This is a genomic window from Streptomyces sp. NPDC059398 (assembly GCF_042751845.1).
Lineage (GTDB): Bacteria > Actinomycetota > Actinomycetes > Streptomycetales > Streptomycetaceae > Streptomyces.
The window spans coordinates 127379-143461 of the sequence record NZ_JBHYWP010000002.1; the positions used below are offsets into that span (position 1 = coordinate 127379).

General features: G+C 70.1%; 11 protein-coding genes. 6 read left to right on the forward strand and 5 right to left on the reverse strand.

The window, feature by feature from the left end; translation table 11 throughout:
- Window positions 1-95: 95 nt before the first annotated feature.
- The 3 genes from ACFXBC_RS01740 to ACFXBC_RS01750 all read right to left on the reverse strand — a co-directional run bounded on the left by ACFXBC_RS01740 (window position 96) and on the right by ACFXBC_RS01750 (window position 3433).
- Window positions 96-926, reverse strand: a complete 831-nt coding sequence (locus tag ACFXBC_RS01740) for a hypothetical protein (protein WP_385017329.1) — start codon at window positions 924-926, stop codon at window positions 96-98.
- Between the two features lie 149 nt (window positions 927-1075).
- Window positions 1076-2143, reverse strand: coding sequence for a metallophosphoesterase (locus ACFXBC_RS01745; protein WP_385017332.1), 1068 nt, complete (start codon window positions 2141-2143; stop codon window positions 1076-1078).
- Window positions 2144-2314: 171 nt separating this feature from the next.
- On the reverse strand, window positions 2315-3433 hold the full coding sequence (locus ACFXBC_RS01750) for a LacI family DNA-binding transcriptional regulator (protein ID WP_385017335.1): 1119 nt from the start codon (window positions 3431-3433) through the stop codon (window positions 2315-2317).
- Between the two features lie 335 nt (window positions 3434-3768).
- Between ACFXBC_RS01750 and hisC the strand changes: the two genes are divergently transcribed.
- From hisC to ACFXBC_RS01775, 5 genes are all read left to right on the forward strand, one after another.
- Window positions 3769-4848, forward strand: coding sequence for a histidinol-phosphate transaminase (gene hisC / locus ACFXBC_RS01755; RefSeq protein ID WP_385017338.1), 1080 nt, complete (start codon window positions 3769-3771; stop codon window positions 4846-4848).
- 193 nt (window positions 4849-5041) lie between these two features.
- A complete protein-coding gene (locus ACFXBC_RS01760) occupies window positions 5042-6619 on the forward strand; it encodes a cytochrome ubiquinol oxidase subunit I (protein ID WP_385017341.1) in 1578 nt (525 codons plus the stop codon).
- Window positions 6620-6632: 13 nt separating this feature from the next.
- Window positions 6633-7634, forward strand: coding sequence for a cytochrome d ubiquinol oxidase subunit II (gene cydB, locus ACFXBC_RS01765; protein WP_385017344.1), 1002 nt, complete (start codon window positions 6633-6635; stop codon window positions 7632-7634).
- A 15-nt stretch (window positions 7635-7649) separates the two neighbouring features.
- Window positions 7650-11237 carry a thiol reductant ABC exporter subunit CydD gene (gene cydD, locus ACFXBC_RS01770; RefSeq protein WP_385017347.1) on the forward strand — a complete coding sequence of 1196 codons (3588 nt, stop codon included), beginning with the start codon at window positions 7650-7652 and terminating at the stop codon, window positions 11235-11237.
- A 20-nt stretch (window positions 11238-11257) separates the two neighbouring features.
- Window positions 11258-12964: a GAF domain-containing protein gene (locus ACFXBC_RS01775; protein WP_385017351.1), complete on the forward strand. Its 1707-nt coding sequence runs from the start codon at window positions 11258-11260 to the stop codon at window positions 12962-12964.
- Window positions 12965-13005: 41 nt separating this feature from the next.
- On the opposite strand, the gene ACFXBC_RS01780 is transcribed toward ACFXBC_RS01775, so the two are convergent.
- Window positions 13006-13860, reverse strand: coding sequence for a Cof-type HAD-IIB family hydrolase (locus ACFXBC_RS01780; RefSeq protein ID WP_385017354.1), 855 nt, complete (start codon window positions 13858-13860; stop codon window positions 13006-13008).
- 210 nt (window positions 13861-14070) lie between these two features.
- Between ACFXBC_RS01780 and ACFXBC_RS01785 the strand changes: the two genes are divergently transcribed.
- Window positions 14071-14322, forward strand: a complete 252-nt coding sequence (locus tag ACFXBC_RS01785; RefSeq protein ID WP_385017357.1) for an LLM class flavin-dependent oxidoreductase — start codon at window positions 14071-14073, stop codon at window positions 14320-14322.
- Window positions 14323-14374: 52 nt separating this feature from the next.
- Here the strand turns inward: ACFXBC_RS01785 and ACFXBC_RS01790 are convergent, their stop codons facing one another.
- On the reverse strand, window positions 14375-15994 hold the full coding sequence (locus ACFXBC_RS01790) for an endonuclease NucS domain-containing protein (RefSeq protein ID WP_385017360.1): 1620 nt from the start codon (window positions 15992-15994) through the stop codon (window positions 14375-14377).
- Window positions 15995-16083 lie beyond the last annotated feature (89 nt).

Sequence of the window (16083 nt, forward strand, 5' to 3'; positions counted from 1 at the left end):
CCCGCGGGCTGTCTGGGGCCCAACACCTATTTATAAGATGGACTTAAGTCCCCCTGGTATACCGCGCGCGGGCCGCGCCCCCCCCCGGACCGGTGTCACTCCGGCCGGTGGTCCGGGCCGCCGAAGTCCGGGCTCGTGAAATCCGGGCTGGTGAAACTGGGGCGCTCGGAGGCCGCCGTCTCACCCTGGTCCGGGCTGTCGAAGTCGGGACGGCTGTAGCCGAGGCTCGGTATGCGGCCGGCCGGCCGGTACGGGGCGGCGGCCGTCGGACCGGCGCCCGGGTCGGTGAGCGCGGCGCTCAGGAACGGGACGATGCCCCGTTCCAGCAGGGCATGGCGCCAGGCTTCGCGGGCGCGGGCGACCTCCTCGGAGAGCTCGTCGTCGCCCTCCTCCGGCTCGGCGTGCACCTCGTTCGAGCCGTTGCGCAGCGCCGTCAGGAGGAGCCCGACCGCGGCGGCCAGGATGGCCGCGGCGGTGAGTGCCGCGAAGAACCAGCCCGCGGTGACCATGGTGTTGCCGAAGGCGGGCGCCGGATCGAGCGCCTTGAGCAGATAGCCCACCAGCAGGAAGATCAGGGCGGCGGTGCCCGCGAGCACCGGGGCCAGCACGGCCAGCACGGCGGCGAGCCCCGCGCCCGTACGGCCGCCGCCTCTGACGGGCGCGAGGACGGAGGCGCGCATCGAGTCCGGTGCGGGCGCGCGGAGTTCGGCGCGTACCTTCACGAAGTGTTCGTACTCGGCTGCCGCGGCCGCGGTGACCAGGCTGTCCGCGTCGAGCACCATGGTGCGCAGCTGCTCGCTGTTGAGCCGCTGCCCCAGCTCGGCCAGATCCGGTCGGTCGGGCGCGGTGCGCAGTGCGTCGTCGAGGAGCCGCTCGAACTCCGGACGGTCCTCTGTCAGCAGGTGCGAAGCGCTGTTCATGTGCATCCCCCGATGCTCCGTCGGGCCGTACCGCCTGCCTTCCGACGGGCAGTTGGGCGTAAACGGAGGAGAGCCTGCTACGGATAACCCGATGGTAGAGCTGTTATGGCACGGGGTAACAGAGGGTTTCCGGAAATCGCCTCCGGGGGCGCGGTTCAGTTCGGCAGCGGCAACTGCACCACGAGGAGCTTTCCGGCCATGGTCACGCCGCCGTCCATGGCGACGGCGAGCCCGTCCGCGTACACGTGCGGGCCTTCGATGACGGTGCGCGGACTGTCCTCGCCGTCCTCGGCCCCGACCTCGCCGAGCAGATAGGGGATGGGGCTGTGGCCGTGGACGATGCGGTGGCCGCCGAAGACGCCGAGGAGTTCCTGCACGGCCTGCGGACCCGAATCGTCGCGGAACGCGAAGCGCTTGGTGAACTTGCGGAAGAGGTCCCAGCATTCGTCGGCATCGTTACGGGTGAGCGTCTCGCGGACGGTGTCGTTGACCGCTTCCAGTGAATCGCCGTAGTCGAGATAGGCGGTGGTGTCCGAGTGCACCAGGAGGTGGTCGTCCTCCAGCTCCATGGCGTCCAGCCGCGACATCCACTGGAGGTGGACGTCCTGCAGCCGGTCCATGTCGGCCTTCTGGCCGCCGTTGAGCAGCCAGGCGGCCTGGAAGGTCGCGGTGCCAGCACCGGAGTTGACCGGGGTGTCGCCGAAGCGCTTGGCGCCGATGAGCAGCAGCTCGTGGTTGCCCATGAGGGCCTTGCAGTAGCCCCCGGCGGCCGCGGCCTCGGCGGACAGCCGCATCACCAGGTCGATGACGCCGATGCCGTCGGGGCCGCGGTCGGTGAAGTCGCCGAGGAACCAGAGACGGGCGTTGCCCGCCGCCCAGCTGCCCTCGGTGTCGATGAGCCCCTGGGCGCACAGCGCGGCCAGGAGCTCGTCGAGGTATCCGTGGACGTCGCCGACGACGAAGAGCGGGCCGAGTCCCGCCTCGCCCTCCGCGGGCAGAGGGTCGGGCGCGGTCCGTACGACGACCGTGTCACCGGGCCCGGCGCGGTGGACGACAGGGAGGTCGCGCTGGGTCGGCGTGTAGCCGTCCGGCTCCTCGCCCTCGGTGTACGGCGGCGCCTTCTCGGCATCGTGGACGTGCTCGGACGCGGGCAGCGGCGGTACGCGGAAGTCCCGCACTGTCGCCGTCCGCATCGCGGGTTCCAGACCGGCCCCCTGAGTCATCGACCCCTCCACCACCGTCGCGCGCCGTGCACCGGTCGGACCTGCCTGGTCGGGGGGCCCGCGGTGTCGTGCGCCCATCATAGGAATGCGACTGGCACTCTGTGACGCACCAGGGGTGCTGAATCCGGATGACCTGCCGCCCGGCCACCCGTTTCGTCCCTATACGGGCGGTCAGTCCGGTGACGGGGAGCGGGGCGCACTCACCGTGGTGCGCGGCGGGCGGCGCTGGGACGAGGTACGGACGATGAGTTCGGTCGGCATCACCTGCTCGACCGGCTGGTCGTCGTTGACGCCTTCGATGGCATCGATGAGTAACTGGATGACGGCCGTACCGATCCGGCGGGGCTTGAGCGAGAGGGTCGTGATGGGCGGCTCCGTGCTCGCGTACACGGTGGACTCACTGCAGCAGACCAGCAGCAGATCCTCCGGGACACGCAGCCCGTACCGCCGTGCTGCCGCGAGGAGATCGGTGCCGTTGGGGTCGAAGAGCCCGTAGACGGCGTCCGGGCGGTCCGGGCGGGCGAGCAGCCGGTCCGCGGCCACGGCTCCGGCGCACGGGTCGTGGGCCGGGTAGGACTCGTACACCGGATCCTGTCCGACCCGTTCGCACCAGCGCAGATACGCGGTGGTGGAGAGCCGGGTGTACGTGTCCGTCGTGGTGCCGGTCAGCAGGCCGATGCGGCGGGCCCCGGCGGCGGCGAGATGGTCGAGCAGATCGAGGACCGCGGCCTCGTGGTCGTTGTCGACCCAGGCCGTGACGGGCAGGGTGCCCGCGGGGCGCCCGTCGGACACGACGGGGAGCCCCTGGCGTACGAGTTCGGTGACGACCGGGTCGTGGTCCGAGGGGTCGATGACCACGGTGCCGTCGAGGGCGACGTTCGACCAGACGTCGACGGCGCTGTGGCGTGAGGTCGCGGGGAGGATGACGAGGGCGTAGCCGCGTGCGAGCGCGGCGGAGGTGGCGGCTCTGGCCATCTCGGCGAAGTACGCGAATTCGGTGAAGGTGAAAGGTTCATCCCCGTACGTGGTGACGGTCAGGCCGATGAGGCCGGACTTTCCGGTACGGAGCGTTCGGGCCGCGGCGGAAGGGCGGTAGCCCAGCCGGTCGGCGACCTCGCGGACATGGCGGCGGGTGGCGTCCGGGAGCCTGCCCTTGCCGTTGAGCGCGTCGGAGACGGTCGTGATGGAGACACCGGCCGCGGCGGCCACGTCCCGGATGCCCGCTCGTCCTTGCCGGTTGGCCCTGCGAGTCTCCGCCCGGCTCACCTGGTGCTTCCCTGCTGCTGTCATGGCGAGCCGATAGTAGGTGGATGAGGGGCGGTCGAGCTGAGCGCATATGCACACGTTGACAGGCACGTTTCTGCATGATCATTAAGCATCAATCACCTTTGAATACAGGGGGTTTGGGGGTCCTGTCAAAGGAGTCTCGGGTGACGGTGGGCATGTGCCTGGCCCCTGGCCGATGTTGCGATGAGGTCTCAACTCACCTCTTCGGGGGACGCGCGCCACGGCGCGTGCCAGGGGCGTGCGCCAGGGGAGGTGATACGCCCCCCATCGGCGCCCGCCATTCGCACGGAGCGGCGCTCCTCATAGGGTGGACTCAACCGAGTCGAGGAGGACCCGCTGTGAGCCAGAAGAGCCCCAGGCTGCGCGCCGCACTGGACGGTATTCCCGCGTACGTTCCGGGCAGGCCGGCCGCCGCGGGCGGCCCGGTCGCCTACAAGCTGTCCTCCAACGAGAATCCCTATCCGCCGCTGCCGGGCGTGATGGAGAGCGCGATCGCCGCGGCCGGCACCTTCAACCGGTACCCGGACCTGGCGTGCACCGCCCTGCTGAACGAACTGGCCGGGCGTTTCGGGGTGCCGGTCTCGCATCTGGCGGCGGGCACCGGATCGGTCGGCGTCGCCCAGCAGCTGCTCCAGGTGACGTCGGGCCCCGGCGACGAGGTGATCTACGCCTGGCGGTCGTTCGAGGCGTACCCGATCATCACGCGCATCAGCGGGGCGACCGCGGTGCAGGTGCCGCTGGACTCGGGCGATGTGCACGATCTGGACGCGATGGCGGACGCGATCACCGAGCGGACCCGGATGATCTTCGTCTGCAACCCGAACAACCCGACCGGGACCGTGGTCCGCAGGGTCGCGCTGGAACGCTTCCTCGACCGGGTGCCGGCGGACGTCCTGGTGGTCCTGGACGAGGCGTACCGGGAGTTCAACCGGGACACCGATGTGCCCGACGGTATCGAGCTGTACCGGGACCGGCCCAATGTGGCGGTGCTGCGCACCTTCTCCAAGGCGTACGGGCTGGCCGGGCTGCGGGTCGGCTTCGCCATCGCTCATGAGCCGGTCGCCACCGCGCTGCGCAAGACGGCGGTGCCCTTCGGGGTGAGCCAGCTGGCGCAGGACGCGGCGGTCGCGTCGCTGCGGGCCGAGGACGAGCTGCTGGGCCGGGTCGGCTCGCTGGTCACCGAGCGGGCGCGGGTGTACGAGGGGCTGGTCGGCCAGGGCTGGACGGTGCCGGAGACGCAGGCCAACTTCGTATGGCTGCGGCTGGGTGAGCGCACCGTCGACTTCGCCGCGGCCTGTGAGAGGGCCGGGGTGGTGGTGCGTCCCTTCGCGGGCGACGGCGTGCGGGTCTCCATCGGCGAGACCGAGGGCAACGACCTCTTCCTCCAGGCGGCTGCGGCCTTCCGCAAGGAGCTGTAGACCGCTTCCGCAGAGGGTCCGACCAGGGCGGGGTGCCGGATGGGTACCCCGCCTTCGTCATGCCCGAAGTGCTTTCGTAGTATTGCTTGTGAATGTGAACGCTTTCACAAGCGCGTCCTTTTTCTTCCGGCCTGTGTGGGACCAAAGGGACAGAAAGCCACTGTGACCCCGGCCACGTAAGGAGAGTGACGACGTGGAACTAGCTCTGTCGCCGGATACCCTGGCGCGCTGGCAGTTCGGGCTGACCACCGTCTACCACTACCTGTTCGTCCCCCTCACGATCTCCCTCGCCGCGATCACCGCGGGCTTCGAGACCGCCTGGGTACGGAAGGGCACGGAGAAGTACTTCCATGCCACGAAGTTCTGGGGGAAGCTCCTGCTGATCAACCTGGCCATCGGGGTCGCCACCGGCCTCGTCCAGGAGTTCCAGTTCGGGATGAACTGGTCGGACTACTCGAAGTTCGTCGGTGACGTCTTCGGGGCGCCGCTCGCGATGGAGGCGCTCATCGCCTTCTTCTTCGAGTCGACCTTCATCGGGCTGTGGATCTTCGGCTGGGACAAGCTGCCCAAGAAGCTCCACTGTGCCTGCATCTGGATGGTGGCGATCGGTACGACCTTCTCGGCGTACTTCATCCTGGCGGCCAACTCCTGGATGCAGCACCCGGTCGGGTACACCATCGACCGGGCCACCGGGGTCGCGCATCTCAACGACATCTGGGGCGTGCTCACCCAGAAGACCGCGCTGGTGGTCTTCACCCACACCATGACCTCGGCCTTCCTCACCGGCGGCGCCTTCGTCGTCGGGATCGCCAGCTACCACTTGTGGAAGATCAGGCGGGCCAGGGCCGCGGGGACCGCCACCGACACCAAGCGCACCCGCGTGATGCGGACCTCGCTGCGGATGGGGCTGGTGATGACGGTGACCGCCGGAATCCTCACCGCGCTCTCCGGCGACCAGCTGGGCAAGGTGATGTTCGAGCAGCAGCCCATGAAGATGGCCGCGGCCGAGGCGCTCTGGGAGACGGAGGCCCCCGCACCCTTCTCCATCTTCGCGGTGGGCAATGTGGGAGCCGGCCACAACTCGGTCGAGCTGTCCGTGCCGGGGGTCCTCTCCTTCCTCGCGCATGACGACTTCCACACCGCGGTGCCCGGCATCCATCAGACGGCGAAGGCCGAGGCGGCCAAGTACGGCGGGAGCCCCGACGACTATGTGCCCAACATCTTCGTCACCTTCTGGGGATTCCGGCTCATGATCGGAATCGGGCTCACCGCCTCGGTGGCCGCGGCTGCCGGACTCTGGCTGACGCGGAAGAAGAAGTGGCTGCTGCCGGAGCACCGGACGGGCGACGACGAGGCGCCCAAGCTGATGCTCACGGCAGGCCGGGAGCTGAACCCCTTCTTCACGAAGTGGGGCTGGCGCGTCGGTATGGCCTCCCTGGTCTTCCCGCTGATCGCCAACTCCATCGGCTGGGTCTTCACCGAGATGGGCCGGCAGCCCTGGGCCGTCTTCGGCCTCTTCAAGACCGCCGACTCCGTCTCCCCCGGTGTCTCCCGGACGGAGATGCTGATCTCGCTGATCGTCCTGATCACGCTGTACGCGATTCTCGGCTGGATCAATGTCCGGCTGATGAAGAAGTACGCGGTGATGGGGCCGGACACCGATGAGCAGCCGCCCGCCGAGGATCCAAGGCTGCGCGGCCCGTCAGGTGGGTCCGGCGGGTCTGGGGACCAGGACGCCGACGCCGACAAGCCCCTGACCTTCGCGTACTGAGAGGAGAGACGCCATGGGCCTCAACGACTTCTGGTTTCTGCTGATCGCCGTGTTGTGGACCGGCTACTTCTTCCTCGAAGGCTTCGACTTCGGGGTCGGTATCCTCACCCGGCTGCTGGCCAGGGACCGGCGCGAGCGCCGGGTGCTGATCAACATCATCGGTCCTGTCTGGGACGGGAACGAGGTGTGGCTGATCACCGCGGCAGGTGCGATGTTCGCCGCCTTCCCGGTCTGGTACGCCACCTTCTTCAGCGGCTTCTATCTGCTGCTCGTACTGATCCTGGTCCTGCTGATCGTGCGCGTCCTGTCCTTCGAGTACCGCCACAAGCGGTCCGAGGAGAGCTGGCAGCGCAACTGGGAGTGGGTGCTCTTCACCAGCTCGCTGCTGCTGCCGTTCCTCTGGGGGCTGATCTTCGCCAACATGGTCCACGGGGTGCCGGTCAACAGCCATCAGGACTACGCCGGTTCGTTCGGCGACCTGCTGAACGGTTACGGGATCCTCGGCGGCTTCGCCTTCACCGCGCTGTGCACCCTGCACGGAGCCGTCTTCACCGCTCTCAAGACGGTGGGCGACATCCGGCTGCGGGCACGGGCCCTCGCGGCCAAGGCCGCCGTGGTGACGGTGGTCCTCGCTGCGGCCTTCCTGATCTGGCTGCAGGCGGACCGCGGCGACGGGTCCACGCTGACCGCGCTCTGTGCGGCACTGGCCGCACTCGTCGTGGCATTCGTGATGAATGCCAGGGCCCGGGAGGGCTGGGCCTTCGCCTTCACAGGTGTGGCCATCGCGGCCACGGTGGCCGCGCTGTTCCTTTCGCTGGCACCGGAAGTGACGCCGTCCTCGCTGAACTCCGCCTGGAGTCTGACGATCGACAACGCGGCATCGGGCCATTACACGCTCAAGGTCATGACCTGGGTCGCGGGCATCATGACGCCGCTGGTCCTGCTCTACCAGGGCTGGACCTACTGGGTGTTCCGCAAGCGGCTGGGCACCCACCACATCGCCGATGCCCACTAGCGGAGGGTGTTTCACGTGAAACCGATCGATCCGCGTCTGCTCCGGTACGCCGGTGCCACCCGTCTCTTCCTGGGCGCCGTGGTGGTCCTCGGACTGGCCGGCGCGGGTCTGGTCGTGGCCCAGGCCATGCTGATCGCCGATGTGGTGGTGGGGGCGTTCCAGCGCGGTCTGGACGTACCGGGTCTGCGGACCACGCTGCTGCTGCTCGTGGCCGTGGCGCTGGGCCGCGGCCTGGTGGCCTGGCTCACCGAGCTGGCGGCGCACCGGGCCAGCGCCGCGGTCAAGTCCGAGCTGCGGCGCCGGCTGCTTGAGCGGTCCGCGGAGCTGGGGCCGCAGTGGCTCACCGGCCGGCGGACGGGGTCGCTGGTCGCGCTCGCCACCCGGGGCGTAGACGCCCTGGACGACTATTTCTCGCGCTATCTTCCGCAGCTGGGGCTCGCGGTGGTCGTGCCGGTGGCGGTGCTGGTCAGGGTCGTCACCGAGGACTGGGTGTCGGCGGCCGTCATCGTCGGGACGCTGCCGCTGATCCCGGTCTTCATGATGCTCATCGGCTGGGCCACCCAGGCCCGTATGGACCGTCAGTGGCGGCTGCTCTCCCGGCTGTCGGGACACTTCCTCGATGTGGTGGCCGGGCTGCCGACGCTGAAGGTGTTCGGACGGGCCAAGGCGCAGGCCGAGTCGATCAGGACCATCACGGACGAGTACCGGAAGGCGACGCTGAGGACGCTGCGGATCGCCTTCCTCTCGTCGTTCGCGCTGGAGCTGCTGGCGACTCTGTCGGTGGCGCTGGTCGCTGTCGGGATCGGGCTGCGGCTCGTCAGGGGGGAGCTGGACCTGTACACGGGTCTGGTGATCCTGGTGCTGGCGCCCGAGGCGTATCTGCCGCTGCGGCAGGTGGGCGCCCAATACCACGCGGCGGCCGAGGGGCTGTCGGCCGCCGAGGAGATCTTCGCGGTGCTGGAGACACCGCTTCCGGCGGGCGGGACGCACGAGGTCCCGGGTTCGCTGCGCCTGGAGCTGGACCGGGTGACGGTGCGCCACCCCGGCCGTTCGGAACCGTCGCTGGAGTCGGCCTCGCTGGTGGTCGAGGCCGGGGAGACGGTCGCGGTCACCGGACCGAGCGGGGCCGGGAAGTCGACGCTGCTCCATGTCCTCCTCGGCTTTGCGGCACCGGACGAGGGGCGGGTGCTCGTCGGGCCCGCCGCTGAGTCCCCTTCGGCGCCGGGCGGACCGGACGAGGGGCCGGGAGCCGCTGTTGAGCTGGCCTCGCTCTCCCCCGAGCGGTGGCGTGAGCAGATCGCCTGGGTACCGCAGCAGCCGTATCTCTTCGCGGGCACGATCGCGGAGAACGTACGCCTGGCCAGGCCCGACGCCGATGAGGCCGCGGTGCACGGGGCTCTGCGCGATGCCGGGGCGTACGGATTCGTCGCCGCGCTGCCGGACGGGGCCGACACGGTTCTCGGCGAGGGCGGTGCGGGCCTGTCGGCCGGACAGCGGCAACGGCTGGCACTGGCCAGGGCGTTCCTCGCCGACCGGCCGTTGCTGCTGCTCGATGAGCCGACGGCGGCCCTGGACGGTGAGACGGAGGCCGGCATCGTCGACGCGGTACGGCGGCTGGTGGCGGGCCGCACCGTGGTGCTCGTGGTGCACCGGCCGGCCCTGCTCGCTGTGGCCGACCGTGTGGTCGCTCTCCGGCCCGGTACGTCACCGGCTGCCCCGGCCGGCGGCGATGCTCTCCTGCCGCATGCCGCCGCCGTACCCGCACAGCGGGCGGAGCCGACGGCGGTGGAGGGGGCGGCCGAGGCCGTCACCGCGGGCCCGACCCGGTCCGGCCGGAGGAGCCCGCTGGCGCGGGTGCGGGAGGCCGCAGGTGCGATGCGGGGGCGGCTGTCGCTGGCCCTGTTGCTGGGAAGTCTCGCGCTGGGTTCGGCCATCGGGCTCATGGCGACATCGGGCTGGCTCATCTCGCGGGCCTCGCAGGAGCCGCCTGTGCTCTATCTGATGGTCGCGGTCACGGCAACGCGTGCCTTCGGGACCGGGCGGGCCGTCTTCCGCTATGCCGAGCGGCTGGTGTCGCACGACGCGGTGCTGCGGATGCTCGCCGGTCTGCGGGTCTCCGTCTACCGCGGGCTGGAGCGCGTCGCGCCCGCCGGACTGCGCCGGGTCAGGCACGGGGACCTGCTGTCACGGCTGGTCGCCGACGTGGACGCGCTACAGGACTACTGGCTGCGCTGGCTGCTTCCGGCTTCGGTCGCCGTGGTGGTGGGGGCGGTCACCATCGGGTTCACCGCCTGGCTGCTGCCCGCCGCCGGGGCGGTGCTCGCGGCGGGGTTGCTGGTCGCCGGGGTCGGGGTGCCCGCGCTGAGCGGCCTCTGCGCCCGGCGGGCCGAGCACCAACTGGCGCCCGCCCGCGGGGTGCTGGCCACCCGGGTCGTCGATCTGCTCCTGGGGACCGCTGAGCTGACGGTCGCCGGTGCGCTGCGCGGGCGGCTGGGCCGTACCGGAGACGCGGACCGGACGCTGACCCGGATCGCCGCACGGGGGGCTACCGCCACCGCACTCGGCGGCGGGCTCACCGCGCTCGTCTGCGGGCTGACCGTCGCCGCCGCCGCGTTCGTCGGGATCCCCGCCGTCCACGACGGCAGGCTCGCCGGGGTGGAGCTCGCGGTGGTGGTGCTGACTCCGCTGGCGGCCTTTGAGGCGGTCACCGGTCTGCCGCTCGCCGTGCAGTACCGGCAGCGGGTCAGAAGGAGCGCCGAGCGGGTGTACGAGGTGCTGGACGCGCCCGTCCCCGTACAGGAGCCGGCGCGTCCTGCGGCGCCCCGGTCGCCGTTCCCGTTGGAGGTGCGGGGTCTGACCGCGCGCCATGCGGGGCAGCGGGGGCACGCGCTCGACGGGATGGACCTCAGGCTCGAAGCGGGGCGACGGGTCGCCGTCGTCGGCCCTTCCGGGTCGGGCAAGACGACGCTCGCCCAGGTACTGCTGCGCTTCCTGGACGCGGAGGCGGGGACCTACACGCTCGGTGGGGTGGCCGCCGACGCGCTGGACGGTGACACGGTGCGCGGGTTCGTGGGGCTGTGCGCCCAGGACGCGCACATCTTCGACAGCTCCCTGCGGGAGAACCTCAGGCTGGCCCGCTCCGGCGCCTCGGACGGCGAACTGCGCCGGGCGCTCGCCGGGGCCCGGCTGCTGGACTGGGTGGACGGGCTGCCCGAGGGGCTCGACACTCCGGTGGGGGAGCACGGCGCGAGGCTCTCCGGCGGGCAGCGGCAGCGGCTGGCGCTGGCCCGCGCCCTCCTCGCCGACTTCCCCGTACTGGTCCTGGACGAGCCGGCCGAACATCTGGACCTGGTGACCGCCGACGCGCTCACCGCGGATCTGCTGACCGCGACCGAAGGGCGTACGACGCTGCTCATCACCCACCGGCTCCGGGGGCTCGACGCCGTCGACGAGGTGCTCGTCCTGGACGGAGGGCGGGTCGTCCAGCGCGGTCCCTACGCCGAGCTGGCCGCGCTGGACGGGCCGTTGCGGCGGATGCTGGAGCGCGAGCGGGCGGGCGATCTGCTCGGCAGCCAAAGGAATCCGACTTTCCACTCAATATAGGACTTATTAGGCTCTGGGGTATGCCAGCTCCGGACCACACCGAACCCGCGGAGAACTCCAGCGCCGATGACCCCGCGCGTCCGGGGCTCTCCGCCGAGTTCACCGCGCGCGTACCGCAGCTGCTGGAGGCCATGCGCTCCATCGGTACGGGCCTCGAACTGCATGCGACCCTGAACCGGATCTGCGAGACCGCCGCCGGACTGTCCGGCGCCCGGTACGCCGCAATCGGCGTCCTGGACCGGGAGCGCGGCGGCCTCAGCGACTTCGTCACCCACGGTGTCCCGGAGGAGGAGGCCGCACGGATCGGCCGCGTCCCGGACGGGCACACCGGGCTCCTGGGCGCGCTGATCGAGGACGCCCGGGTGGTGCGGCTCGCGGATCTGACGACCGACGCACGCTTCGCCGGGTTCCCTCCGCACCATCCGCGGATGCGGACGTTCCTGGGGGTCCCCGTCCAGTTCCAGGGCGAGACCTTCGGCAATCTCTATGTCGCGGAGAAGACCGACGGCAGCCGGTTCACCGACGGCGATCTCCACATGGTCCAGGTCCTCTCCACCGAGGCCGGCATCGCGATCAACAACGCCCGGCTGTACGAGGCGGCCCGGCAGCGCGAGCGGTGGATCGACGGTTCGGTGGCTGTCACCACGGCGCTGCTTGCGGGTGGCGACGCGGACGAGGCGCTCACCGTGGTCGCCGAACAGGCGCGCCGGCTTGCCGACTCGGCCGCCGGAGTGATCATGCTGCCCGCCGCGGAGGGCGGCCTTGAGGTCGTCGCCGTCTCCAGCAATGTGCCCAGCGAGGTGCTCGGCCTGATCGTCCCCGCGGAGAGCGGAGTCGTGGAGAGGCTGCTCTCCGGCGCTCCGGTCTTCATGGACGATTCGGCGACCGACCCACGGATGATCACCGAGGTCGGCAGACGGTACGGGCCGAGCATGATGCTGCCCCTGCACAGCGGCGGCCGTCTGCTGGGCGCGCTGGCCACCCCGCGGGAACGGGGCGCCCGGCCCTTCACCGCCGCTGAGCGCTCGCTGGCCACCCAGTTCGCCTCGCAGGCCGCGCTGGCGCTGATGATGGCGGACGCCCAGCGCGACAGGGAGCGCCTCGCGGTCTTCGAGGACCGCGACCGGATCGCCCGTGACCTCCATGACCTGGTCATTCAGCGGCTGTTCGCGACCGGGATGATGCTGGAGGGCGCCCACCGCCAGTCGGCGGGGCCGGAGGTGCGCCGCGGTGTGGGCAAGGCCGTCGACGAGCTGGATGTGACGATCCAGGAGATCCGCACCGCCATCTTCGCGCTGCAGCAGGAGCCCGCCGAAGCCCCGTCGGGCCTGTGCAGACGGGTACTGCGGGAGATCAACATGGCGGCGGTGCCGCTGGGGTTCAAACCCTCGCACCGCTTCGTGGGACCGGTGGACTCGACGGTCGGCGAATCCACCGGGAAGAACCTGATCGCGGCCTTGCGGGAGGCGCTCTCCAACGCGTTCCGGCACGCCGCCGCCTCCCGTATCCATGTGACCGTCGACGCCACGGCGCAGCTGGACGACGGCCGCCCGGCGGTACGCCTCACGGTCTCCGACGACGGGGTCGGCATCCCGGAGGGCGGCCGGCGCAGCGGACTGCGGAACCTCAGCAGGCGCGCGGAGGCACTGGGTGGGTCGAGCGCTTACGGGCCGGGGCTCGGCGAGGGCGGCGGTGGCACGGCGGTGGTCTGGGAGGTGCCGCTGTAGGGGTGAGGGGCAGGGGGCGAGCCGGCAGTGGTCGGGCGCGGTCAGCGCACTTTCAGGATCCGCTCGATGACGACCGCGACGCCGTCGTCGTTGTTCGCGACCGTGCGCCCCGAAGCCGCTGCCACAGCCTCCGGGTGGGCGTTGCTCATCGCGTACGAGGTACCGGCCCACCGCAGCATCTCGACGTCGTTCGGCATGTCCCCGAAGGCGACCACCTCGGCGGGCGAGATGCCCCGCTCGGCACAGCACAGCGCCAGCGTGCCGGCCTTGGAGACGCCGGGGCCGCTGATCTCCAGCAGCGCGGTCGGGCTTGAGCGGGTGATCGAGGCCCGGCCGCCGACAGCTTGGCGGGCCAGGGCGAGGAAGACGTCGGGCTCCAGCTCCGGGTGATGGGCCAGCACCTTCAGTACGGGCTGGTCCGCGAGGCCGGAGTCCGCCGCGAGCAGTTTCTCGGCGGGTGCGACGCTCGACGCGGGATCGAACTGCAGGGGCGGGTACGCCGCCTCGTGGTGGATGCCCCCGGTCCGCTCGACGGCGAAGGAGGTGCCCGGGGCGGCGGTCCGCAGCATGGCGATCACGTCGAGGGCGTCGGTGCGCTCCAGCGGGAGGACCTTGACGAAGATGTGCCCGCCCTCGTCGCCGTGGAGATCGACCACGGCGGCGCCGTTGCCGCAGATGGCCAGGCCGTGGCCGTGCACATGGTCGCTGACGACGCCCATCCACCGGGCCGGCCTGCCGGTGACGAAGAAGACATCGATCCCGGCCTCCTCGGCGGAGGCGAGCGCGGCGACGGTGCGGGCCGAGAGGGTCTTGTCGTCGCGCAGCAGGGTCCCGTCCAGATCGGTGGCGATCAGCCGGGGCGGGAGGGCGGCGGCGGGGCCGTTAGCTGAGGTCACCCGGACATTCTCCCGTACGGGATGCCCGGAGCGCACGGGAGTGCGAAGAGCCGCACTGATGATGCGAAGAGTCGCACTGATGAGTGGAGCCGCATGATCGGTTCGGGGGTGGCCGCGGCGGTGTGGGCATCGGTGGCGGCTTCCACGGCCGGCCGGGGCCGCGGCCCGTGGGCGGGATCCGTACGAGCCGTACGACGTAGGCTCGTCACCATGCGTCTGAGTACCGTGATTCTTCCCGTCCGCCGGTGGGGCGAGGGTGGCCGTGAGCAGTGGGAACGCGCCGAGGAGCTGGGGTTCCACACCGCGTACACCTATGACCACCTCTCCTGGCGGGTGCCGTTCCGGTACGGGCCCTGGTTCGGGGCGGTCCCGACGCTGACCGCGGCGGCCGCGGCCACCACACGCGTCCGGCTCGGCACGCTGGTCACCTCAGTCAAGCCTTTTTCACCTATCGCATGCTGACCTGCTCATTCGCGGTGGCCTGGGACCGGCTACTTACCGAATCTGGCGAGCGCTAGACGCCATGAGTGATGGCACGGTACTCCCGGGCCACCAGCTCCACTTCGTGGGAGTGCCTGTTGAGGTACTGCCCGATCGAGACGATCTCGCCATCAGCCGCAATGCTCGCGTACGCCTGTGCGTACCCGCGAGGGTCCGTATCGGAGGAGTAGACGCGAGGACTCTGCTCTCGATGTATCCAGATGCGGTGCTCGTCCTCTACCGTTGCCCCGGACCCAACGGGTCCGATCTTCTCCAGGAGCACGTAGTGCAGGCCGAGGAGGTCCAATAGCTCTCGGTCTCGTGCCCACACGGTCCCCCCGTACATGTTGCTTATCAAGAACAGCGGGTCTCGGTACACGAGCCGTACCGCATCGGGGAGCGACATGCCTCGGCCGTTCCAGCACAGGACGCCGCGCACCGAGTGCCGCAGCCCTTGGCGGGGCACTGCTTCCCCCATGACCATAGGCAGGAGTTTCTCCATGCGGTCCGGCCACCCATGGATGATTGCTTGCAAAAGGTCACAGGGGTTGTAGACGTGCAATCCGACGTCTCCCTCGCCGACCTTCGGGCCCACCTCGTCGAGCCAGCCGTCCACAAGTGACTCCCACTCGTGGTTGCCGGCGAAACTCTGCCGAGCCTCCTGCCTGAATGCCTTCCAACGGCTGGCAACCTGCGGGCTGGCGGTGCCTGTGTACAAGACCTGACTGTCGCCTCGCTCATCCCCGGTCAGGAAGCGGAACAGGTCTTGCTGCTCGAACGCGGCGGTGTTGTCGTAGGCTCCTGTGCCTCGGAAGCCTTGGATGGACCAGTTGGGGTCGTCACGGAGATTCTTCAACAGTCCTGGCCGTGCAGACTCCATGTTCATTCCGCGCAGCCTGCTGCGCGCAAGGCGGTTACAGAGCTCGCAGAGGGCCAAGTACTCGGCCTGGTGCTCTTCGGCGAACGGTTCTGGCCCGTCGTAACCACCCAGGAGATCCGCTGCGGCGAGCTCCTCGTTCACCCGGCCTACCGCTAGGTACAGGCCGAAAGGCGCAGGAATGTAGTGCTTCTCTGCTACGCGGTCTAGATCCGCCGCCAGCAGGTCGAGCGCCCCCAACTCGTCCGCGACCTTGCTGATGATCCTCCAGCCCTGCTCACGCTGTTCCTCCGTGGTGAAGAAGAACAGGTTGTGGATGGGGGTGATGCGGGGTTCGAACGCCCGAGGCAGGAGCTCCACCCGTTCGGTCCCGATGGGGGTGCCGTTGCTGTCCAGGAATAGTTGGTACCCGCGAAGATCATGACTCCAGTCGCGCGCGGCGTGACTGACGGCGATCAGGAGCTCCTCCCAGTCGTCCGGCATGGCTACGATCACCGCACGGATGCGGTCCGGCGCGAGGTTCTTCTCCCGGCAGAGAAGCTCGGTGTACTTGTTGACCTCGTGTAGGGCTTGCCGCGCGCTGGACCGGGACCGCTTCAGCTCGATGACCACCCACATCTGATGACGATCACGGGCCAGGATGTCGATGCTTCCCCTGGTGCCGTGTGCGTTGGGCAGCGGGTACTCCTCGAACTGAACAGGCCGGAGACCCGGCTCGATCAGCTCCAGGTTCTGGACGAGCGCATTGCGGAGAACGTTCTCAAGAGGCGGTCGCATGGCCGAAGGCTAAACCGGAGCACTGACAAGGGCCCTGGGGTGGGGCACAGTTGGCGAGTCTCCTGCACCCCATGATCACCCTGCCGAGG

What these genes read in the sequence shown, in the direction of transcription:
- ACFXBC_RS01740 (WP_385017329.1), bottom strand. Translation starts at nt 926, where the DNA reads ATGCACATGAACAGCGCTTCGCACCTGCTGACAGAGGACCGTCCGGAG.
- ACFXBC_RS01745 (WP_385017332.1), bottom strand. Translation starts at nt 2,143, where the DNA reads ATGACTCAGGGGGCCGGTCTGGAACCCGCGATGCGGACGGCGACAGTG.
- ACFXBC_RS01750 (WP_385017335.1), bottom strand. Translation starts at nt 3,433, where the DNA reads ATGACAGCAGCAGGGAAGCACCAGGTGAGCCGGGCGGAGACTCGCAGG.
- cydB (WP_385017344.1), top strand. Translation starts at nt 6,633, where the DNA reads ATGGGCCTCAACGACTTCTGGTTTCTGCTGATCGCCGTGTTGTGGACC.
- ACFXBC_RS01775 (WP_385017351.1), top strand. Translation starts at nt 11,258, where the DNA reads ATGCCAGCTCCGGACCACACCGAACCCGCGGAGAACTCCAGCGCCGAT.
- ACFXBC_RS01785 (WP_385017357.1), top strand. Translation starts at nt 14,071, where the DNA reads ATGCGTCTGAGTACCGTGATTCTTCCCGTCCGCCGGTGGGGCGAGGGT.
- ACFXBC_RS01790 (WP_385017360.1), bottom strand. Translation starts at nt 15,994, where the DNA reads ATGCGACCGCCTCTTGAGAACGTTCTCCGCAATGCGCTCGTCCAGAAC.